Consider the following 22731-nt stretch of genomic DNA (forward strand, 5'->3'; position numbering starts at 1 on the left):
TATTATTTTACTAAGGATGGATCATACAACTTAGAGTTCACTCTTTGCAGCGATTCAACGGGCATTTTAATTATCTTACGGTCATAGGTCATAAAACCGTTCACCTCTCCTTCTACATCGGTTGTTTGAGTGTATACTGCTGCAGATAGCCCTAATTTGATTAACTCCTGCAGCCTGTCAGTGAAGGAACTATATTTTTTAAACAGGTCATCGGCGTTTTTAAAATTCTGGTAGCCCCAGTTTTTATTGGCTTGCCAGGTATGGCCATCAACCGGCCAGCCTAAACCACCAAATTCGCCCAAAACAACGGCCTGTGTTTTGCCAAATATTTCGGGGCGTGGCATAGCCGGGTGCGGATAATTATGCAGATCGACTATATTGCCGGTAGCGTAGAAATTACCCCCACTGGCGCTGTTCACCAGGCGCGACGGATCTTTTTTCATAGTCCATTCGGTTATCTCAACAGTTTTAAACTGCCCCCATGCTTCGTTAAATGGTGTCCAAACTACAATGCATGGATAGTTATATAATGAACTGATAATGGCATTCCACTCTTTACGGTAATAGCCTTCAGACTCTGGCGTACGCTGCTGATCTGTGGCTTTATCCAGCACGCCAGGGCGGTTTTCCCAGCGATTACCCAAATCGCCACTTGGCATATCCTGCCATAGCAACATACCGTTTTTATCGCAGTAAGTATAATAACGGGCCGGCTCTACTTTAATGTGCTTACGGATCATGTTAAAGCCCATCGCTTTCAGCTTATCAATATCAAAATTCATAGCCTCATCGGTCGGCGGCGTGTATAAGCCATCCGGCCACCACCCCTGGTCAAGCGGACCATATTCAAATACAAATTTGTTGTTCAGCAACATACGCTGTACGCCATTGGCATCGGCGCCTAATGATATTTTACGCATGGCGAAATAGCTTTTGATCTCGTCAACAGATTTATTGTTGCGGATAACAGCCACACTCAGATCATAAAGGAACGGGCTGGTTGTTGACCATAGTTTCTGATCTTTAATATCCAGAACCGCGGTTGCGCCTGCATCTACAATTTTTTCGTCAACCTGTGTTTTGCCGTCCCAGGCGGTGATTTTTAACTTATCACCGGGCTGGCTATTTGAAACTTCGGCCGAAACCGATAGTGTGTGATCATCAATATTAGGGGTTTGTTTGGTGGCGTCGATATGTGTTTTAGCTACGCCCTCCAGCCAAACGGTTTGCCAGATACCGGTTACCGGAGTATACCAGATACCCTCAGGCTTTTTAACCTGCTTGCCGCGCGGCTGCGGACCATCATCTGTTGGGTCCCATACGCTAACTTTTATTTCCTGTTTAGAACCGCCTTTTAAATAAGGGGTGATGTTGAATGTAAAGGGATCAAAGCCACCTTCATGTATACCTGCGCTTTTGCCATTCACAAAAACCTCAGTGCGCCAGTCAACCGCGCCAAAATGCAACAGCACGTCTTTACCCTTTAAGGTTTTGTTTAAGCTGATAGTAGTTTTGTACCACAGCATGCTATCCTTACCTACTGTTTTACCTACACCGGAAAGCGCCGATTCAACAGCGAAAGGCACCAGTATTTCACCTGTGTATTTAGCAGGACCAGTTACTGCTTTAGGCACTATGGCATAACTCCATATACCGTTTAAGTTTTGCCAGTTGGCCCTAACCATTTGCGGGCGCGGATATTCTGGCAGCGGAGCTTTTGGGTCCACCTTTTCGGCCCACGGTGTGGTGATTTTATCTTTAATAAGATGCCAGCCACCTTGCTGTGCATTGGCTGACAGAGACGCTGAAATCAGGAGCGATAAACAAAGATTAAGTTTTTTCATCGGGTATTAGCAGATGTTTAATAAATATTAGGGTAACAATTATTTCATAAAGATAAGGGGCCACACCGAAGTATGGCCCCTGTAATTTGTAATTAAAATGATACTTTAGTTAAAGGGGAAAATATCATATCCTCTACCCCTGCTATCTTAATACCCACACGGGCAAAAACATAACTTTGTGTTGGGGTAATGCCCGGGATAGCCACATTCATAGTGATATTATTTAAACTGGTAATATCCGAGCCGGCCAAATCCGTGGAGGCTATATTGTCTCCTCCTGATACAAACTGGGTTTTATTGATATACAGCGTTACCCGTTCTATATCTTTTGCGTTAGCATCGGTAATTACTTTTTCGATGTTAAAGGTCGCAGTCACCTTACCGCTACCGGCAGTTAGCTTTGCATCCCTTATCATATAAAACGGAGTTACCTCTACATCCATAGTTTGGTTACCGGTAAGTGCTACTGCTACTGTATCGCGTTTACCTGATGCCAGCTCTTTCCATAAAAACGGACCTTGATTTGGCGGTATGGTAAATTTATAATTACCCTTAAACAATAAAGATGAATAAGTACCATCCTGCCCAAAGGTTTGACCAATAGGACCTACTTTGCCAAAGCCCGCCTGATAAAGTTCATAAGGCACCTGGTTATATTCAACCCCTATGGATTCTCCTTTATACATCAGCCTGCCGGTAAGTTTTAACGAGGGCGCATCGTAATTATCTTTCTTACAACCCACGGTTGCCAGTAAGAGCGCCAGTACAATATGATGAAATTTTATTTTCATGATCTTAATTTATAAGTAAATACTTATTGATTTGGTTGCTTAACAATTTTAGGGTTGGCTGATATTACATCATTCCCTATTTGTGAATAATAATTGCCTAACTGGAACCTGTTTCTGCCGGTTACAACCGATGGTAATACCTCTTTAAATAACCATTTACCATTATTGGCATTTCCGGGGTTGTAATATTTATATGGCCATAAACCATAAGGCTGTGTGCTGCGTTTGTTTGCTTTGCCGATATTGCTAACCAGGTCAGTAACAGTCATTGGATTACCATCCCAAACCGCGGTGGCCAGTCTCCAACGTTTCATATCATACAGGATATGACCTTCAAATGCTAACTCTACGCGACGCTCATGTACTATGCGGTCAAAGGTAATATCTGTTAACGGAATAGTCAGACCTGCACGCGCCCTTACCTGGTTTATATAATTGGCAGCTACCGATTGCTGACCCAGTTCAAAAGCAGCTTCAGCTGCATTCAACAATACTTCTGCATAACGGTAACGGATGAAAGCCACCTCGCTACCACGGCCACGACGACCAGAACCAACTGCCGGATCAAGGTATTTACGGATGTAAAAACCAGTTTGCGACCTGAATTCTTCGCCATTTACCACGCCATCTTTACCTACTACCTGTACCGCTGTTGTTGTACCAGGCAGTGGTTTTAAATGACCTGCATCATCGCTGGTAAGCACACTGCCATCTGCCAATTGATAGCCGGCCCAAACATCAGTCTTTTTCCCCTTAAATGAACCGCCCGGTAACAATAACGTACCTGCAAGCCTTGCATCGCGACCAGCAAAAATATCAAGCTGATTAGTATAATAAACAGGGTTACCTGAACCATCCTTTGTGCCAAAAGGAGCATAGGTATTATCCAGCTTTTCAAATGCTTCGGCAAGGTTTAATGACGGGTTTAAACGGCCGGCATCCAACCCCTCATCTGAAATTGAAAACGGCTGATTGTTGGTAGTAAAGCCATGTACCTTACCGCTGTTAACCTTAAAGTCCTCTACAAATATAGCCTCCTGGTTTACACTGCTTTTATCAAGAAATATAGCAGCAAAATTATCGGCCAGATCAGGCAGTACTTTATAAAGCTGGTAAGCGCCTGCCCCGCCGTTAATGATTGACTGTGCTGCTGCCAGCGCTTTGGTATAGTATCCGTTGGCCATGCCTGCAGGTATACCCACTTCGCCGCCTTGTAATGATACCTGCGGTGTATTTGCACCATATTTTGCAATAGAACCCGCATATAAAGCAGCCCTTGCTTCCATTGCTAATGCAGCAGCCTTGGTGGCTCTTGACTTTTCGTTAACATCAGCGGGCAGCTGGTCTTTTATTGCTTCTGCTTCGCTGATCACAAAATCATATAATTCAGATTCCTTAGCACGTGCTTTTTGCAGCGGTGTAACATTTCCTGAATAATCATAAGCAAGTGGATCTGTAATAAGGGGTACGCCGCCCATCCGCTTAACCATTTCAAAATAGTAATTGGCACGCAGAAACCGTGCTTCGGCTATAAAACGGGTTTTGTCGCCCTCGGTAAGTTTTGTTGCAGCAGTAGCGCGCTGAATAAACAGGTTAAGGTCGCGGATGTATCCGTAATCCCATATGTACCATTCGTCATAGTCCCAACCGGTTCTTTGTACTAAAAATGAACTTCCATTTTCTGATGGAAAAGATTCACTGAAGTCGGCAAAAGTGCGCCATCCGGGCTCCACATCTCCATTGGGAGATAAAGGATACTCTCTTACCGGATGTCCATCCAGGCTTGAAAAGTCTCTCTGCCTATTGTATAAATCGCCTAGGATAGATAATACCAACGCAGGGTCTGAAAAGGCCAACTCGGTAGGCAATACCTGTTTGGGCGGCACATCTAAAAATGAGCTATCTTTTTTGCATGATCCCGTAACTAACAGGGTTGCAATTATTGTGATTAATGATATTTTTTTCATTGAAATTTAAACTTGGGGGATCAATTAAAAAGTTAAATTAACACCAAAGTTGAGTACCTTACTTTGAGGGAATTGAAGCCCGTTATCATCGTTAACTTCGGGGTCAACAGAGTATTGCTTCAGGTTATCAAACGAAAACAGGTTGTACGCGTTCACGTAGAATCTCGCACGTTTAATTTTAACCCTGGTTAACCATTGCGATGGCAATGAATAACCCAACTCTATGGTTCTGGCCCTTAAGTATTTTACGCTGTGCAGCCAAAAGGTTGAATTCCGCTGTCCATTTAGTTCATAATCGCTGTGGCCAAAACCAGGGTTTACCCTATTTGCAGGATATTTACCGGCTACCCACGGACTGTTCACATCAAACGGATCGGCGCGGTGCCACCTGTCTTCAAAAATGCTATTTAAGTTTCCGTTGTTCTGGAAAGCCCATCTTGACTCATAGTTCTGGAACCAGGTATAACCGGCGCCTCCTGAGAAATCGGCATGAAAATCGAAACCTTTGTACGCGGCACCAAGTGTAAAGCCAAAGTTGATGTTAGGCTGTTTTCCGCCACCAAAGCCAACAGGGCGTTCGTCATACTGGTCAATTTTACCATCGCCGTTCTGATCTTTATACATCAGGTCGCCTGGCAGCAGTGAACGGTTGCCCTTACCATCATTATTAATGGTATAATTATTAATTTGTTCCTGTGATGTGAACTGACCAATTACTTCATAACCCCAGTCAATATGTGAATACCTGTTTGCGGATGAGTTACGGTACTGATCCCAGGAGTTGTAGAAAAGCGGATTATATTGGGTCAGATCTTTAGAGCGGCTAAATGAAAAGTTACCACCCACATTGAAGCTTACATTACCAATTTTACTAGCATAATTCAAGGCAATTTCTTCACCGTATTGTGCATCGCTGTTAGCGTTTTCCTGTGGCAGCGAATAACCTATTTCGATAGGTACTATTATATCGTTTTTATCACCCAGCAAGCCGGTACGTTTACGGTAGAAATAATCAAATGAACCTGTCAGTTTGTTGTTTAATAAACTGAAGTCCATACCCACATCGGTGATCTTACTCTTTAACCAGGAGATACGGTTAACGGGTATACCCTTATCACGTGATACGGTTACTGCGTTACCATCTAATATGGCAGTACCCTGGTTATAGTTATAACCAGGTAAATAAGCGTAAGCCGGCACAATTGGGTTAGCTGAGTTATTAGGATCGCGGTCGTCACCCAGTACACCATAAGATGCCCTGAATTTTAAATCATTAAGCACGCTGTTGTCGCCTAATATTTTCTTCGCGAAGCCTTCCTGTGTTATACGCCAACCTGCAGATACACCCGGAAAATAACCAACACGTCTGTCTGGAGCAAACAAATAAGAGGCATCCCGTCTGGCCGAAGCTTCGAGGTAGTATTTATTATCGTAGTTATAATTTACACGACCAATGTAGCCAATACGTGCTTCTTTATCGTCGCTATCCTGGTACTGATCGGTAGTAGGGAAATAAATAAGCGGCAGATTATTTGAAATTGGAGAAGCATGGATCCAATTTCTCAAGTGATTAAGCTCAATACGTTCGGCAACGAATGTTGCGCCAATGGTGCTTTTGCCAAATGTATTATTGTAATTAATCTGTGCCTGCATGGTTTTTGCAAACTCTTTCTTTTGTTCACGCTCACGCCATGGGTTGGTGCTACCGCCTGTTACATCATAAGTATTTGTTTCGGGCCTGTATGTATACGCCTCATAGGTATATTCCTGGTTATTAAGTAAATAATCGGCAATATAATAAGAGTATAAACCTTTAATGGCTAAACCTTTAACACCTGGTATCTGGTATTCGGCATTAAAGTTGGTTTGCAATACGCGCCAGTCGCTGTGATATAAACCTGACAGATCTTTATTCAAAAACGCGTAATTTGATTCGGTGTGACCAATATCGTTCAAATAAGCAGGGTTGTCGTTAGCATACGGACGCTCTAAAGGCGTGTTACGCAATACGGCGAATTTGGCCAGGAAGTAATCATCGCCTCCCGGTACACCAGGGTTTTCGCGTGTTTCGATACGGCCGTTAATATCCAAACTAACCTTTAAACCATTGGCAACCTTAACAGAAACGTTCGACTGGATATTGGATCGGTTAAATTTATATTCCTTGCCCAATTGTGAGTTTTGGAACAGGTTTGTTGCCGATACATAATAATTTACTTTGTCGGTACCGCCCGTAAAGTTGGCATTAACCGAGTTTTGGGGGGCATTATTATTGCTTTTCAACACATAATCGCGCCAATTAAAACTGCGGTAAGCCGGATCGGTGCCTGCTTTATATTTATCAAGCTCGGCCTGGGTTATACTGGTAGAACCGTTGGTGTTTACATCCGCTTCGGCTTTGTAGCGCATGTAATCGTACGAATTGGTCAATACGTTAGGGAACCTTGTCCAGTTTTGATAACCGGTGTAGGCATCAATATTAATGCGGCTTTCACCGGCCCCTTTTTTGGTAGTTACCACCACAACGCCGTTTGCCGCACGTACACCATATATAGCTGCAGAACCATCCTTTAACACGGTGATACTTTCCACGTCATTTGGCGAAAGGTTATTAAACTGTCCTTCGTCTTGTTGTATACCATCAATTACATACAACGGCGAACCCATGTTACGGATCTGGATGCTGGCGCTTGCTCCCGGTCTTCCTTCAGATTGTCTGAATGTTACACCTGGTATTTTACCTGCCAAACCCGTACTTACCGTCGAGCCGGCGTGTACGCGCTCCAGATCTTTACTGGTTACGCTGGATATGGCACCCGTTATGGATTCCCTTTTTTGCGTTCCGTAACCTGTTACCACAATTTCCTGAAGGGATGAACTGCTTGATTTTAACCTGATGGCGATAGTAGTGCGCCCATTGATCGGTATTTCCTGGGTTGTAAAGCCTATGTAAGTAACAACCAGGGTCCCGTTAGCATCCGGAACTGACAGACTGAAATGACCTTTAACATCGGTCGTTGTGCCGGCCTGGGTTCCTTTCACCCTTATCGCCACACCGGTGAGCACTTCGCCGGTAGTATCGGCTACGGTGCCGCTTATCTGAATTTTGTTTTGGGCCGACGCCGAAAACGAAATGAGCTGATAAGCCACGATGAAAAAGATAATTAGTGATACTTTTGGGCCCCATTTACTCGGCGGCCATTGCAAGCGGAGGTAATCCGCCTGCCGGAGTAGTAAAAATTTTCTCATAAATGATTAATTAATTGGTTAAGTGTCAATTTAAAAATGTAGAATTGACAGATTTAAATCACAACGTAAAGAAAAAGGATTTCCTCCCGCCCTATTAACCAAATCATATCAATTATTAGTCAAAAAGTATCATTTTTTACCAAGACGAAAACCCTTAACGAGAATAGTTATATTTGTTTCAGCGAACGATTTTGAAACCTATATATTTAATTTACTTTCTATTGCTGCTACCCTGCAGTATATGCCAGGCGCAGTCATACTATTTCAGGCATTACCAGGTTGAGCAGGGCCTTTCAAATAATACGGTTTACTGTACCATACAGGATAAACGGGGCTTTTTATGGATGGGAACCAAAGATGGCCTGAACAGGTTTGATGGCTATACCTTTAAAACATTCAGGCATAGCGCAACGGACAAAAAAAGCATATCCAGCGATATGATACACGCCCTGTGCCTGGATAAAAACGGCAACTTATGGATAGGTAACGACCTTGGTATTGACCGCTACGATCCCAAAACCGAAAGTTTTGTACACATCAACCCCTTAAATAAAGATGCGGTAAGGTGTATTGTAATCGATAATAACAATAACTGCTGGTTTGTTGGGGGGCCAGCCCTCATGAAATATGATGGCAAGTCGGGCAAAATAACTAATTTTAGATCATTTCAGCATTTTGATGTCACATCAATAGCTATTAATAACGGTACGGTCTGGGTTTCGTCTACCACAGGAACTTTAGAGAAATTAGACACTTTAACTCATTCATTTACAAGCTACAGCATGTTTAAAAACTCAAAATGGGTAGCATCAAATTTTATTGAAAAAATATACGGCGCAGGAGATAATAAAATATTTGTAGGCACTACCAACCAGGGGTTTAAGGAGTTTGATTGCGCTACCGGTAATTATCGTGATCTGTTAACCTATAATCCAGACAAAACCGAGGTATATGTAAGGGATTTTGTGAAGTATTCCGATAAAGAATATTGGATAGCTACCGAATCGGGAGTGTTTATTTATAATGTGCAAAAGGGTACTTTCCTTAACCTTAAAAAAAACTATCATGATCCGTATTCGATATCTGACAATGCCATTTACGCGCTTTATAAAGACGCTGAAGGCGGCATTTGGGCAGGAACTTATTTTGGCGGCGTAAACTACTATCCTAAACAATATTCAACCTTTAACAAATTTTACCCCGCGTCTGACAAAAGCGGTTTACAGGGTAATGTAGTGCGTGAAATTTGCAAAGACCAGTATGGTAATTTATGGATGGGTACCGAAGATAACGGATTGAATAAACTAAGTCCCGATAAGCAAACCTGGACGCATTATTACCCCGGTGTAAAGAACGGCATATCAAATACCAATATCCACGGTTTGTTAGCCAATGGTAACGAGTTGTTCATCGGCACTTTTGAACGAGGTCTGGACATAATGGATATACCCACAGGTAAGGTGATACGTTATTATGTGTCGGGCAAGGCAAAAAACATGCTGAAAAGCAATTTTATTATTACCTTTTTAAAAACCCGCTCGGGTATTATCCTGGTGGGTACCACTCACGGACTTTACCGATACAATACCGGCACCAAAGATTTTACACTTGTAAATGGCGTGCCATTGTATGATTTTATATACTGCATGACCGAAGATCATAACGGAAAAATATGGGTAGGCACTGTACATGACGGTATTTATACTTATGACCCGATTAAGGATACTGGTAGTAAATTAAACGCCACTTTCGATATAACCAAGGCCCTTAATAATAGCTCTGTCAACGGGGCATTTGAAGACAGTGATCATAAAATGTGGTTTGCAACGGAGGGGTTTGGTTTGCTGAATTATGATCCTGAAAAAAAGACCTATAAATTTTATGACCTTAACAATGGCTTCCCGAGTAATTATATTTTCCGGATACTGGAAGACGATAATAAAAACCTTTGGGTAAGTACCACCCGCGGACTGGTATCTTTAAATATAACCAGCAAAAATATTAAGGTTTATACCAAAGCCAGTGGTTTGTTAAGCGACCAGTTTAATTATAATTCTGCCTTTAAAGATACTGATGGCACCATGTATTTTGGCTGCGTAAAGGGTATGGTTAGTTTCAACCCTGCGCAGTTTAAAAAGAATGCCTCTGTGTCTCCTGTGTATATTACCGGTTTCCAGGTGCATAACCAGGAAATTTCGGTCAACAGCAGCGATTCCTTGTTGCACAAGTCTATTATTTGTACTAAACAAATAAAGCTCGATCATAACCAGTCGTCGTTCAGTATTGATTTCGCGGCCTTAAGTTATTCATCGCCCGAAATGAGCCAGTATAAATATATGATGAAAGGGCTCGACAAAGGCTGGACGTCATTAAAAACCAACAGAAAGGTTTATTTCACCCAGCTTTTACCAGGGCACTATACCTTTATTGTTAAAGCGGCCAATTACAGCGGTATATGGGCCGATAAAGAAACCCGGTTGGATATTATCATAACCCCACCTTTTTGGGAAAGCATCTGGGCATATATTGCCTATGCCTTGCTCCTGCTCTTTACCGTCTATTACTTACTTAGACAATACCATATCCGCACCCGCGACAAGAATAAACGCTTAATAGAAATACTGGAAAACGACAAAGAGAAACAAATATATAACGCCAAAATTGAATTTTTTACTAACGTAGCGCATGAGATCCGCACACCGCTCACCCTTATCAAAGGCCCTATGGAAAAGGTGATCAAAAGGGCCGGAAGTGTTCCGGATATTCAGAATAATCTCAAAATAATGGAGAAGAATACCGACCGGCTTTTAGATCTTACCAACCAGCTGCTCGATTTCAGGAAGACCGAAACCAACGGTTTTAGTCTTAGCTTTGTTAAAACAGATATAACCGAATTACTGGCCGATACCTTTTTACGGTTTAAACCTATGGCCGAGCAAAAAAACCTCTATTACAAGCTCAGTCATCCACCCAAAAACATGTATGCTTATGTGGATATTGAGGCTTTTACCAAAATTATAAGTAACCTTATTAATAATGCCATTAAGTACGGTAAATCAACAGTAGAGGTTGAACTGCTGGAATGTAAAGATGATGACTGCACTTTTTCCATAGAGATAAAGAATAATGGCTTTATAGTGCCTTATGAGATGCGTGAGAAAATATTTGAACCTTTTTTCCGGCTTAAAGAATCGGAAAAGCAAATTGGAACAGGTATAGGATTATCCCTATCGCGTTCACTGGCCGAACTGCATAAAGGTGTGCTGGTATTAAATAAGCCGATGAATGAGCTTAACATTTTCATGCTTACACTGCCCGTACATCAGGAAAAGGAATTTGACCTGTACAATATACCTGATGAGTATGAACTGACTGATAAAAACAAAGAGGAGGATTTTGACTTTATGAAACCAATTATACTTTTAGTGGATGATAATCCCGAGATACTTGATTTTATTTCGGACGACCTGAGCGATAAATATTCGGTAATTAAAGCCCTTAACGGCCAGGAAGCGCTCGATATGATCGAGATTGAGAATATTCAGCTAATTATTAGTGATGTGATGATGCCAGTTATGGACGGCTTTGAACTGTGCAAAAAAATAAAGACTAATTTTGATTACAGCCACATCCCCATCATATTACTTACGGCTAAAAACACGCTGCAAAGTAAAATTGAAGGCCTTGAAGTTGGTGCCGATGCCTATATAGAAAAGCCGTTCTCGCCCGAACATTTGCAAGTGCAAATAGCCAACCTGCTCATCAACCGCAATAAAATAAGGGAACATTTCGCGAGTTCGCCGCTGGCCAACATCAACACCATGGCATACTCCAAACCCGATGAAAGCTTTTTAGATAGGCTGAACGCTGCCATCAACAGAAATATTCAAAACCCCGATCTGGATGTGGAGCACATAGCCAACCTCATGAACATGAGCAAGCCAACGCTGTACCGTAAAGTAAAAGCCATATCAAACCTTACCATTAACGAACTGATTAATATTACCCGCTTAAAAGCAGCCGCTAAATTGCTTGAAGATGGCGATTATAAAGTATACGAAATTGCCGCCATGGTGGGCTACAGTTCACAATCGCACCTGGGGCGTAATTTTTTAAAACAGTTTGGCACTACCCCTACCGAGTATCAGCAAAATAAACGAAACCTTAAAACCCGCCCGCTTTAACGGGTAATTTATTGCTATGAAAAATATTATAAGCACGATTTTCTTTGTATTAATTACAATTATTACCTGCTTTGCACAGCAAAAAAATGCAAAAACATTTACCAATCCGTTGTTGCCATCAGGCGCTGATCCATGGGTTATTTATAAAAACGGGTACTATTATTATACCAACAGTACCGGCCATAACCTGGTGATCTGGAAAACGAAGCATATAACCGAGCTTGACAAGGCCGAGAAGAAAACTGTTTGGACACCAACGGCAGGCAAACCCTATTCCAAAGAACTATGGGCGCCCGAACTGCATTTTTTAAAGGGCAAGTGGTACATGTACTTCGCTGCCGATGATGGGGATAACAATCATCACCGCATGTATGTAATTGAAAATGCATCGGCCGACCCTACACAAGGTGAATGGACATTTAAGGGCCAGATTGGTGATAGTACCAACAAATGGGCTATTGACGGATCGGTTTTTGAAAACAAGGGCCAGTTGTACATGATATGGGCCGGCTGGGAAGGTGATGCGAACGGTCAGCAAAATATTTACATAGCAAAAATGAAAGACCCGGTGACCATAGGCAGCGAACGCGTTAAAATATCAAGCCCCGAATATCAATGGGAAAAGTATGGCGATTTGCATGACGACAATAACCCGGCACATGTAAATGTTAATGAAGGTCCCGAAATATTGACACATAATAACAAACTGTTCCTGATTTACTCAGCGAGCGGTTGCTGGACGGATTATTACGCGCTTGGGATGCTCACCACCACCACAAACAGCAACTTGCTTGACCCCGCTTCGTGGAAAAAATCCGCGGAACCGGTTTTTAAACAATCACCCGAAAATGAGGTTTATGCGCCGGGGCATAATTCATTTTTCAAATCGCCCAACGGTAAGGAGGATTGGATATTGTACCATGCCAATTCAAAACCCGGCCAGGGATGTGGCCGAGATCGCTCACCGCGCGCTCAAAAGTTCAGCTGGAATAAAGATGGCTCACCTAATTTTGGAATACCTTTAAAAACAGGAGTAGCGTTGGTTGTGCCTGCAGAATAAGCTGGTTAGCTGTCGGGGTATAGTGTTAGTTTGACATCATGATTACATTGATAACATTATCTTGCAGTATAATATAACCTAAAAACAGCAGCACATGAAAATAGTTATTGTTGGTGCAAGCGGCACTATTGGTAAAAAGGTAACCGAAGCCCTCAGAGGCGAAAATGAAATTATTACGGTTGGATCTAAAAGTGGGGATGTACAGGTTGATATTACATCGACTGAATCTATCGAAGCATTTTATAAGCAAATAGGCAGTTTTGATGCATTGGTTAGCGTAACCGGCAACGCGCATTTCGGTCCGCTAAAATCAATGACCAACGCCGATTTTAGCATTGGCATACAAAGCAAACTTATGGGGCAGGTAAACCTGGTGCTTATCGGTCAGCGATATATAAACCCCAAGGGTTCGTTTACGCTTACATCAGGTATTTTATCTGATGATCCTATAGTTTTAGGCGCAAACCCAAGTACGGTAAATGCAGCTATCGACGGCTTTACCAGAGCTGCTGCCATTGAGCTAGAAAACAACGTACGCATTAACGCTGTAAGCGCCGGCGTTGTTGAAGATTCTCCGCATTATTTTCCTTACTTCCCGGGTCACATACCCGTGTCAATGGATAGGGTAGCTAACGCCTATTTTAAAAGCGTTTTTGGCGCCATAACCGGGCAAATAATAAAAGTTTGGTAATACACCCTTCTCCTGAAATAAAACAAGGCTGCCCTGTCAGGGCTCGTACTTCTTTAAATATCCAATGAGTCTTTCAAAAGTATATAAAATAGAGACCGAACGGTTGCTCATCCGTTGTTATGAGCCAGCCGATGCCCCTATATTGCTGGATACGATAACGGTTAGCATAGATCATTTAAAGCCCTGGCTTCCCTGGGCCCTGAAGGAGCCAACAGATATAGATACCAAAATTGACATACTTCGCAAATTCAGGGGCCAGTTTGATTTAGGTGAAGATTACACTTACGGTATATTTAACAAAACCGGTACGGAGCTTATTGGCTCTACGGGCTTGCACAACAGGCTGGGCCCCTCAGAACGCGAAATAGGTTACTGGATCAGCGTAAAACACATTAATAATGGGTATGCGCTTGAAGCCGTTTGCGCGTTAACCAAAGTAGGTTTTGAGTTTGAAAATTTGTCGCGTATTGAAATACATTGCGCCAGCGCCAATGTCAGGAGTCAGAATATTCCGCGGAAGCTGGGTTATAAGCTCGAAAAAACATTAACCAATAGCCTCACTTCGCATGGCGATAGTATGGTGTGGGCAATGAACAGAACCGATTATGACAGTGCGGCAATCAGAACAACTCCGCTAAAAGTTTATGATATTATAGGCCGGGAAATTACCAATTATTAAAAATGAGGATTACGAATATCACAATTTAGTATAAACGCCATTTCATTTTAATTTTAAGCTTAAAAAACATAAGTTTGGTACTTTAAAACCCTTATAAATTTAATGAACCAGGCAACTGAACCATCAACCGTTCCGGCATTCATTCGCAATGTTGTAGGCACTATACATCCCGATAGCCATACTTTTTTAATACATAAAGTAAAAGATGCCTGGGTTGAAATTACTTACAAGGAAGCCCTGGAAAAGATAGACGCTATCTCTGCATGGTTCTTGCACATGGGTATCAGAAAAGGCGACCGCCTTTCGCTGCTTATTGAGAACGGCCCCGATTATGTGCTTTATGATCAGGCCCTGCAGCAGATAGGTGCGATAAATACCTCCATATACCCTACCCTTGCCGAAAATGATATTGAATATATCCTGAACGATTCTGGAGCCAAAACCATCATCGTGGGTAATCCATTCCTGTTTCGTAAGGTGCTCAAGGTGGCCAACAACTGCGAGTCGCTGATCCGTATTATACCAGCGTTTGATGATTTTGAAAAATACAGCGATAAACTAACCCTGAATGCAGGTGTTATCGGCTTTGATCAGGTGATACAGGAAGGCCTTGAGCTTGTGGCCCGATATGATCATGCCATAAAAGCAGCACGGGAGGCTATTTTAACCACAGATATTTCTTGCCTTATTTACACATCGGGTACTACAGGCATACCTAAGGGGGTGATGCTCACGCATCATAACCTTACCCAAAACGTAATTAACAGCCTCATCCAGATCCCGTTTATTGATAAAGAGGATCTGTTCCTGTCGTTCCTGCCGCTGTCGCATGTGTTTGAGCGTACAGCTACCTACCATATTTGCCTGTACAAAGGCTGTAAAATTGCTTTTGCCCAAAGCCTGGAGTTATTGGCCAAAAACATGGCCGAAGTTAAACCAACCGTACTCAACTGTGTACCCCGTTTGTTGGAGCGTATACATGATAAGGCCATTAAAAATGGCACATCTGCGGGCGGCGTAAAAACAAAAATATTTTTGTGGGCGCTGGATATTGGCAAAAAATACCGCCTGGTTAAGGAGGCCGGTAAAACACCTGGCCTGATTTTAAGCAGCCAGCAAAAAATTGCCGAAAAGCTGGTATTCAGCAAAATAAAAGAAAAAACAGGCGGTCGCTTAAAATTCATGGTATCTGGAGGTGGCGCGCTGCCTAAAAATATCGGCGAGTTTTTTGGCGATCTGGGCATTATCATATTAGAAGGTTTCGGCCTTACCGAAACATCGCCTGTTATGGCGGTAACCGAGCATCACCGTGTAATATATGGTACCGTTGGCCGCATTATTCCGGGCATTGAGGTGGCCATTCAAAATGTAGACACCCAGCATATTTATACCATACAAACTCACGATAGCTTTAAAGAAGACCTGCAATCGGAAGAGGGCGAGATCATTGTACGCGGACATTGCGTAATGAAAGGCTACTGGAACAAACCCGAAGAAACCGCTACCGTCATTGATCCGCAAGGCTGGTTCCATACCGGCGATATCGGTCGCTTTTATCGTGGTAACCTGCAAATTACCGATCGCCTTAAAAACATGCTGGTAAATGCTTACGGCAAAAACATATACCCCACCCCGGTAGAAAATACTTATCTGAAAAGCCCTAAAATTGAACAGATATTTTTAGTTGGCGACAAACGAGAATACATCACCGCTATTATTGTCCCTTCACGCGAAACCATGCAGGAAACATTCGGTCTTAAAAATGAGTTTTTTGAGCAGTCTGATGTGTTTATTGAAGACAAGGAATTGGTTGACTGGATTGGTCAGGACCTGCGTAAACTGAGTAATGAACTGGCTAAATTCGAGCGCATTAAGGCATTCAAGGTTAAACGCAACCCGTTCAGCATGGACGATGGCGAAATAACCCCTACCATGAAAGCCAAGCGAAAAGTGATCGAGAAAAAATACGCCGCCGATATTGACGAAATGTACCTGCAGGAAACCGAGGCTGATTAATGACCACTGATTTATATGATTTCGCTGATTACGTTGATTAACTACTTCAACTAACCCGTTATTGCGAGGTAAAAAAACAAGAACGAGCCAGCAAATAATTCAAGCCAATCCTGAAATCCTATCAATCAAGGTTCAGAAAAAATCAACGTAATCAGCGCAATCACACTAATCAACGGTCATTTTTTACTAACTTTGTTAGTATGAAGCGATCCGGAAGTGCCGACTTGCCCTTACACTATGGCTATGTACCGCAATGGCTTGCCGAGCGTATGGCTAAGCTGGGCCTTGCCGTGGTAGAAAATATCGTAATAGATTATGGTAAGGATGAGGTTCTCCGCCGTTTGAGCGATCCTTTCTGGTTTCAAAGCGTGGGCGCGGTAATGGGTATGGACTGGCATTCGTCGGGTATTACCACTTCGGTAATGGGTGCGTTAAAAAGGGCAATCAACCCGTACAGCCGCGATCTGGGCATTTACATTTGCGGCGGTAAAGGAAAACACTCTAAACAAACCCCGGCCGAACTGTTAAGAATCAGTGAGACTACCGGACTCGATGGCAATTACCTGGTTAAATGCAGCAAGCTAAGCGCTAAGGTTGATAACACTGCCATACAGGACGGCTTTCAGCTTTACACCCATAATTTTATACTGAGCGATACCGGCAAATGGGCCGTGGTACAGCAAGGCATGAGCGATGTAAGCCGTACGGCCCGTCGTTATCACTGGCACTCTGAACAGCTAACCTCCTTTGTTAACGACCCGCACACATTCATCTACGGGCAAAACCATGGGCTCATTCTCAACATGACCGATAAGCAGGCTGATGGTTCCCGAAACGGAGTGATGCAGATAGCCTCCGAAAATCCGGAACACATGCTCCGGGAGATCAACAAACTGGTAATGCCCGGTCATCATCATGTTACTGCCAAAGATGTAGACCTGAAACGATTGGGCGCAGTACTTTGGCTGGCACATGAAAAACAACCATCCGATTTTGAAGAGCTGCTGTTACTCCAAGGCTTAGGTCCGCGGACTTTACAGTCTCTCGCGTTGGTGAGTGAGGTGATCCATGGTACGCCATCGCGATTTAAGGACCCGGCAAGGTTTTCGTTTGCCCATGGCGGTAAAGACGGTCACCCCTTCCCGGTACCCACAAAAGTTTATGATGAAACTATCAGTACGTTGCAAAATGCGGTTTACAAAGCAAAACTGGGCCGGTCTGAAAAAAATGAAGCTATTAAACGGCTGTCTAAAATTGCTGAGAACGCCGAAGAGGATTTTATTCCCAATGCCAATTTTGACCAGGTAATAGCACAGGAACGCGAAAACTCATGGAAATATGGAGGTCGCACTGTTTTTGGAAAAGCTAAACCGCCGGTACAACAGCAATTGAAATTATTTTAAGGCAACGCTAATGGCCTTTGCCGAATCAAGGTGTGCTTTTAAAGCCGGAAGCGCTTTTTGAGCAAAGTCTGCAATATTAGGACTCCGATACTGGCCGGCAAAATCATATTGTTTAATCTCCGTTTCGTATTCATTAATTATTTCCTGTAGGTAGGCTTTATCAAATTCCAAAGCCCTCCTTTTACCCAGGTTGTCAACTATTTGCCGGTGTGCGGTGCTTATCGAGTCAGTGGGCACTACAAAATTATCAGTCTGTAACTTTTGCAGATCGGCAGCAAGCTGAGTATGCCCGTCAATCATCATTTTTGCAAACTGTAATACCTGTTGATCTTTAGAGTTGGATATAGCAAGACCCGAAATTTTCACAAAGGCGTTGCTTGCTTCAGCCGCGTTTTTTAAAAAGACCTCTTCCCTGGCGTTCACCGCGGGTTGCTTGTTATAATTATTGGCCCGTTTATTACTCTGGCAAGCAGATATCAAACACAAGGAAATAAAAACCATTACATAACCCGCTATTTGCTTCATCTACAGTTTGTTTATATTTTATGCAGGTATAACAAAAATTTAACCTTCTGGTTTACTTAAATACCCACGGCATTTTTTTCATTTTTAATTGCGTAACCAAAAGGTTTCGTTTATATTTGTAACCATACGGTTTCAAATGGCCGTCGAATTATGTATAGAGATGTTTTCAAGGCCATAGCCGACCCTACCCGTCGCGAAATTATCAACCTCATTGCCCATGAGCGGATGAACTTAAATACAGTGGCCGATAAATTTGACATGAGCCGCCCCGCGGTATCAAAACATATTAAAATACTAACCCAATGTGGCCTGCTGGTTATTAAACAGCAGGGCCGCGAAAGATTTTGCCAGGCTAACCTTGGCCAGCTAAAAGAAGTAACCGACTGGGCCGAGCAATATCGCCAGTTCTGGACGCAAAAACTGGATGCCCTGGGCGATTTCCTGAACAAAGAACAAGAAGAATCAACCAACAATGTTAAACATAAAAACAAAAAGCTATGAGTGCACAACCTTTTGTGATTGACCGAATTTATAACGCCCCTGTTGAAAGGGTATGGCAAGCCATTACCGATCATAAAAAAATGAAAGAATGGTATTTTGACCTTCCGGATTTTAAACCTGTAGTTGGCTTCGAATTTTCATTCAACGGCGGAAGCGAAGAGAAAACCTACGTTCACCTATGCAGGGTAACCGAAGTTGTCGAAGGCCGCAAATTATCGCATACCTGGACGTATGAAGGTTACGAAGGCGAATCTGAAGTTACATGGGAACTGTTTCCGCAGGGCGATAAAACAAAGGTGGTACTAACTCACACCGGTTTGGAAACCTTCCCTCCGTTAAAGGATTTTGCAAGAGAAAGCTTTACTGCCGGATGGACAGATATTGTTGGCCGCCTGCTGAAAGAGTATGTAGAAAAAGCACAAGCTTAACAATTAACTTAATTTATAATTAAACCTGCCGTTATTTAAAAGTACCAGCAGGTTAAATAAATATATTATGCCTGAAGAACAGTTTAAACTATCAGACCATTTTGGCTCATTCCATAAAACGGGAGATACTTATGATATCAGGTTTGAACGTCTGCTCAATCACCCGGCCGGTAAGGTGTGGGATGCCCTTACAAAGCCCGAACAAATGGCAAAATGGTTTGGTTCAGCCGAAATTGATTTAAAAATTGGCGGTAAAATTAAAGTGCAATTGATGATGGCTACCGTAGAAGGCAAAATTACCCAATTAGAAACCGGGCGTTTATTGGAATATACTTTTGGTGAACAGAATATCCTGCGTTGGGAATTGATAAAAGAAACGAAGGACACTTGCAGGTTAATATTCACCGAACACCTGGCACCGCTATCTGACCTGCAATATACAGCACCCGGCTGGCATGGCTATCTTGACCTGCTTAGTCTGTCGCTTGATGGTGCTATTGAAAAAAGACCAACATTTTCTATAGAAGAATGGCAGGATATATCGGAGGTAATAACGGCAAAGTACAAGCGCATCATTGAACAGCTTAAGTAAAAAGCTACAGTACAACGTTTACTTATTATATTCGGGTTTCGAATGATGATTACCAACCTTACAGATCATATCAAAAAATTTGTTGAGCTTAATGACGCGGACATTGAGCTTGTTAATTCGGCAGTAACGATAAAATCTGTCAAGAAAAAGGCGTTCCTGCTGGAACCCGACCATACCTGCAAAGAAATTTATTTTGTAAGCAAGGGATGCCTGCGACTGTACTTTATTAACAAAAAGTTAAACGAACAAATTACCCAGTTTGCCATTGAAAACTGGTGGATGAGCGATTATTCGAGCCTGGAGAGCGAAACCCCTTCCAACTACTACATACAAGCAGTTGAGCATTCTGAGATTATCAGCATCAATAAGAATAAACTCGAAGACCTTTTTGAAAAAATTCCGCGGCTCGAAAGATATTTCAGGATAGTCCAACAGCGGGCTTTTATCGCCGCACAAAGGCGCATTGAATATATTTACACCTTTAACGATGAGGAACGCTACCGGAACTTTAGCGATAGGTTCCCGGGGTTTATACAACGCATACCTCAATACATGCTGGCATCATACCTGGGCTTTACGCCGCAATTTATGAGTAAAATCAGGGCCAAAAAAATTTAGCTACCTGCAGATTTTCTTAATCTTGATTCATTTTTCGGGGCTTGTTTTGTCCGCACCTTTGGGTATAACAAAAACAACAAGAAAATGGGACCAAGAATTGTAATCGGCAAAGTAGAACCGGAAGCATACAAAGCATTAGGAGCTTTAAGCAACTATATTGAGCACAGCAGCTTAACAAAAACACATAAGGAACTTATAAAAATTCGCGCCTCGCAAATAAACGGTTGTGCCTATTGTATTGATTTGCATACCAAAGATGCCCGCAAAAACGGCGAAACCGAACAACGCATTTATGCCCTGAACGCCTGGCGTGAAACCCCTTTTTTTAACGACGAAGAAAGAGTCATACTTGCCTTAACCGAAGAAGTTACCCTGATACAAAACCATGTATCTGAAGAAACCTACCAGGCTGCAGCGGCTATTTTAGATGAACATTACCTGGCACAGGTTATTATGGCTATTATCAATATCAGTGCGTGGAACAGAGTTGGTATAGCAACAGGTATGCAGCCGGGCTTATAAGTTCTGCTCTACCTAACTTGTCATCCTGGCGCAGCGAAGGATCTATTAACGAATATGCCTAACGCAGAATAGATGCTTCACTATGTTCAGCATGACAATCCTTTTGCACAAAAAAAGCCGGGTCTTTTTCAGGAGCCCGGCTTTTGGATTTGGATTTATAATTTAATTAGGACACGAATTAGAATACTTGTTCAAATTGGTTTACAGCGTCTTTACTTTCAAGCACCGAGTGCCCCATTAAAAACTCATCAACCTTACGGGCAGCTTCACGACCTTCAGATATGGCCCATACCACCAACGATTGTCCGCGGCGCATGTCGCCTGCTGTAAACACTTTGCTTACATTGGTACGGTAAACGCCCTCTTTAGCTTTAGCATTTTTGCGCTCATCAAGCTCGACGCCTAATTGGTGCATCATGCCTTCGTATTGAGGGTTCAGGAAGCCCATAGCAAGGAATACGCGCTGGCATGGAATTTCACGTTCCGACCCTTCAACCGCATGGAATTTCACCGGTCTGCCCAGAAAATCCTGCTCCCACTCCACATCAACCACTTTAAGCGCCCTCAAGTTGCCTTCATCGTCACCTAAAAACTCCAGGGTATTTACACCCCAGAAACGGTCGGCGCCTTCTTCGTGTGAGCTGGTGGTTTTTAACACCATAGGATATGTTGGCCATGGCATGTGTTTGGTGCGTTTTTCAGGTGGCTGAAACATCACCTCAAATTGTTTAATTGAATTTGCACCCTGGCGGTTTGATGTACCCACACAGTCAGATCCGGTATCACCACCACCAATAACTACAACATCTTTACCGGTTGCCAGTATATCTTCACCATCAACAGCTATATTGCTTACGCGTTTATTTTGCTGCTTTAAAAAGTCCATTGCAAAATGGATGCCTTTCAGCTCACGGCCCGGAATGTTCAGGTTACGGGGTATGGTTGAACCGCCTGCCAGTACAACAGCGTCGTTGTTACGTACCAGTTCGTCCGCAGCTACGTTTTTGCCAACTTCACTGTTTAATTTAAATACAACGCCATCTTTTTCCATTACTTCAACACGGCGCTCAACAACCCATTTTTCTAATTTGAAATCAGGGATACCGTAGCGCAATAAACCTCCCGGTTTATCATCACGTTCGTAAACAGTTACCGAGTGACCTGCTTTTACCAGCTGCGCTGCCGCTGCCAGTCCTGCCGGACCAGAACCCACTACTGCTACCTTTTTACCGGTTTTAGCCAGCGGGGCGGTAGGTTTTACCAGGTTTTTCTGATAGGCTATTTCAATAATATGCTTTTCAATTTCCTCAATAGCTACAGCCGGTTTGTTTATACCCAGCACACATGCCGATTCGCATGGTGCAGGACAAATACGGCCTGTAAATTCAGGGAAGTTATTTGTTGATGATAAAATATGGTAAGCCTCTTCCCAGTTTTTACGATACACCGCATCATTAAACTCCGGAATAATATTACCCAGCGGGCATCCCGAATGGCAAAAAGGGATACCGCAGTTCATACACCTGGCCGATTGCTGATTCAGCTTTTCGTCGGTATATAAATTAACAAACTCATTATAGTTCTTTACGCGCTCAGCAGCGGGCACTTTCGTAGGAAGCTCCCTGTTAAACTCCTGAAATCCTGTTGGTTTTCCCATTGAA

17 protein-coding genes are annotated in these 22731 nt (G+C 42.8%); 11 read left to right on the plus strand and 6 right to left on the minus strand.

Annotated features, from left to right (window positions below; all coding sequences use genetic code 11):
- Positions 1–2: 2 nt before the first annotated feature.
- The 4 genes from SNE25_RS22660 to SNE25_RS22675 form a co-directional block, all read right to left on the minus strand.
- Positions 3–1844 (minus strand): glycoside hydrolase family 2 protein, encoded by a 1842-nt coding sequence (locus SNE25_RS22660; protein ID WP_321561293.1) that lies wholly within the window; start codon positions 1842–1844, stop codon positions 3–5.
- Positions 1845–1936: 92 nt separating this feature from the next.
- Positions 1937–2635 (minus strand): DUF3823 domain-containing protein, encoded by a 699-nt coding sequence (locus tag SNE25_RS22665; RefSeq protein ID WP_321561294.1) that lies wholly within the window; start codon positions 2633–2635, stop codon positions 1937–1939.
- 23 nt (positions 2636–2658) lie between these two features.
- Positions 2659–4602, minus strand: coding sequence for a RagB/SusD family nutrient uptake outer membrane protein (locus SNE25_RS22670; RefSeq protein WP_321561295.1), 1944 nt, complete (start codon positions 4600–4602; stop codon positions 2659–2661).
- Between the two features lie 24 nt (positions 4603–4626).
- Entirely contained in the window at positions 4627–7851 is a 3225-nt protein-coding gene (locus SNE25_RS22675; protein WP_321561296.1) for a SusC/RagA family TonB-linked outer membrane protein, read from the minus strand.
- Between the two features lie 191 nt (positions 7852–8042).
- On the opposite strand from SNE25_RS22675, the gene SNE25_RS22680 reads away from it, so the two are divergent.
- The 6 genes from SNE25_RS22680 to SNE25_RS22705 all read left to right on the plus strand — a co-directional run bounded on the left by SNE25_RS22680 (position 8043) and on the right by SNE25_RS22705 (position 17884).
- The gene (locus tag SNE25_RS22680; RefSeq protein WP_321561297.1) at positions 8043–12035 is read left to right on the plus strand and encodes a hybrid sensor histidine kinase/response regulator transcription factor; all 3993 of its coding nucleotides are present in this window, start codon (positions 8043–8045) and stop codon (positions 12033–12035) included.
- Positions 12036–12051: 16 nt separating this feature from the next.
- Positions 12052–13095, plus strand: a complete 1044-nt coding sequence (locus SNE25_RS22685) for a glycoside hydrolase family 43 protein (protein WP_321561298.1) — start codon at positions 12052–12054, stop codon at positions 13093–13095.
- A 94-nt stretch (positions 13096–13189) separates the two neighbouring features.
- A complete protein-coding gene (locus SNE25_RS22690; protein WP_321561299.1) occupies positions 13190–13786 on the plus strand; it encodes a short chain dehydrogenase in 597 nt (198 codons plus the stop codon).
- Between the two features lie 64 nt (positions 13787–13850).
- On the plus strand, positions 13851–14465 hold the full coding sequence (locus SNE25_RS22695; protein ID WP_321561300.1) for a GNAT family N-acetyltransferase: 615 nt from the start codon (positions 13851–13853) through the stop codon (positions 14463–14465).
- A 102-nt stretch (positions 14466–14567) separates the two neighbouring features.
- A complete protein-coding gene (locus tag SNE25_RS22700; protein WP_321561301.1) occupies positions 14568–16481 on the plus strand; it encodes an AMP-dependent synthetase/ligase in 1914 nt (637 codons plus the stop codon).
- Positions 16482–16681: 200 nt separating this feature from the next.
- A complete protein-coding gene (locus tag SNE25_RS22705) occupies positions 16682–17884 on the plus strand; it encodes a DUF763 domain-containing protein (RefSeq protein WP_321561302.1) in 1203 nt (400 codons plus the stop codon).
- On the opposite strand, the gene SNE25_RS22710 is transcribed toward SNE25_RS22705, so the two are convergent.
- Complete coding sequence (locus SNE25_RS22710) at positions 17876–18409, minus strand: DUF4142 domain-containing protein (RefSeq protein WP_321561303.1); 534 nt, start codon at positions 18407–18409, stop codon at positions 17876–17878. The two genes, SNE25_RS22705 and SNE25_RS22710, sit on opposite strands and share 9 nt — an antisense overlap.
- A gap of 150 nt (positions 18410–18559) precedes the next feature.
- Between SNE25_RS22710 and SNE25_RS22715 the strand changes: the two genes are divergently transcribed.
- From SNE25_RS22715 to SNE25_RS22735, 5 genes are all read left to right on the plus strand, one after another.
- Complete coding sequence (locus SNE25_RS22715; protein WP_321561304.1) at positions 18560–18910, plus strand: ArsR/SmtB family transcription factor; 351 nt, start codon at positions 18560–18562, stop codon at positions 18908–18910.
- Entirely contained in the window at positions 18907–19338 is a 432-nt protein-coding gene (locus SNE25_RS22720; RefSeq protein WP_321561305.1) for an SRPBCC family protein, read from the plus strand. The genes SNE25_RS22715 and SNE25_RS22720 overlap by 4 nt, the downstream gene beginning before the upstream one ends.
- 67 nt (positions 19339–19405) lie before the next feature.
- Positions 19406–19930, plus strand: a complete 525-nt coding sequence (locus tag SNE25_RS22725) for an SRPBCC domain-containing protein (RefSeq protein WP_321561306.1) — start codon at positions 19406–19408, stop codon at positions 19928–19930.
- A 42-nt stretch (positions 19931–19972) separates the two neighbouring features.
- Positions 19973–20548 (plus strand): Crp/Fnr family transcriptional regulator, encoded by a 576-nt coding sequence (locus SNE25_RS22730; protein ID WP_321561307.1) that lies wholly within the window; start codon positions 19973–19975, stop codon positions 20546–20548.
- Positions 20549–20632: 84 nt separating this feature from the next.
- Positions 20633–21070 carry a carboxymuconolactone decarboxylase family protein gene (locus SNE25_RS22735; protein WP_321561308.1) on the plus strand — a complete coding sequence of 146 codons (438 nt, stop codon included), beginning with the start codon at positions 20633–20635 and terminating at the stop codon, positions 21068–21070.
- A gap of 178 nt (positions 21071–21248) precedes the next feature.
- Here the strand turns inward: SNE25_RS22735 and SNE25_RS22740 are convergent, their stop codons facing one another.
- Positions 21249–22727 (minus strand): glutamate synthase subunit beta, encoded by a 1479-nt coding sequence (locus SNE25_RS22740; protein WP_321561309.1) that lies wholly within the window; start codon positions 22725–22727, stop codon positions 21249–21251.
- Positions 22728–22731 lie beyond the last annotated feature (4 nt).

It is taken from the genome of Mucilaginibacter sabulilitoris (genome assembly GCF_034262375.1).
In the GTDB taxonomy this organism is placed as follows: Bacteria; Bacteroidota; Bacteroidia; order Sphingobacteriales; family Sphingobacteriaceae; genus Mucilaginibacter; species Mucilaginibacter sabulilitoris.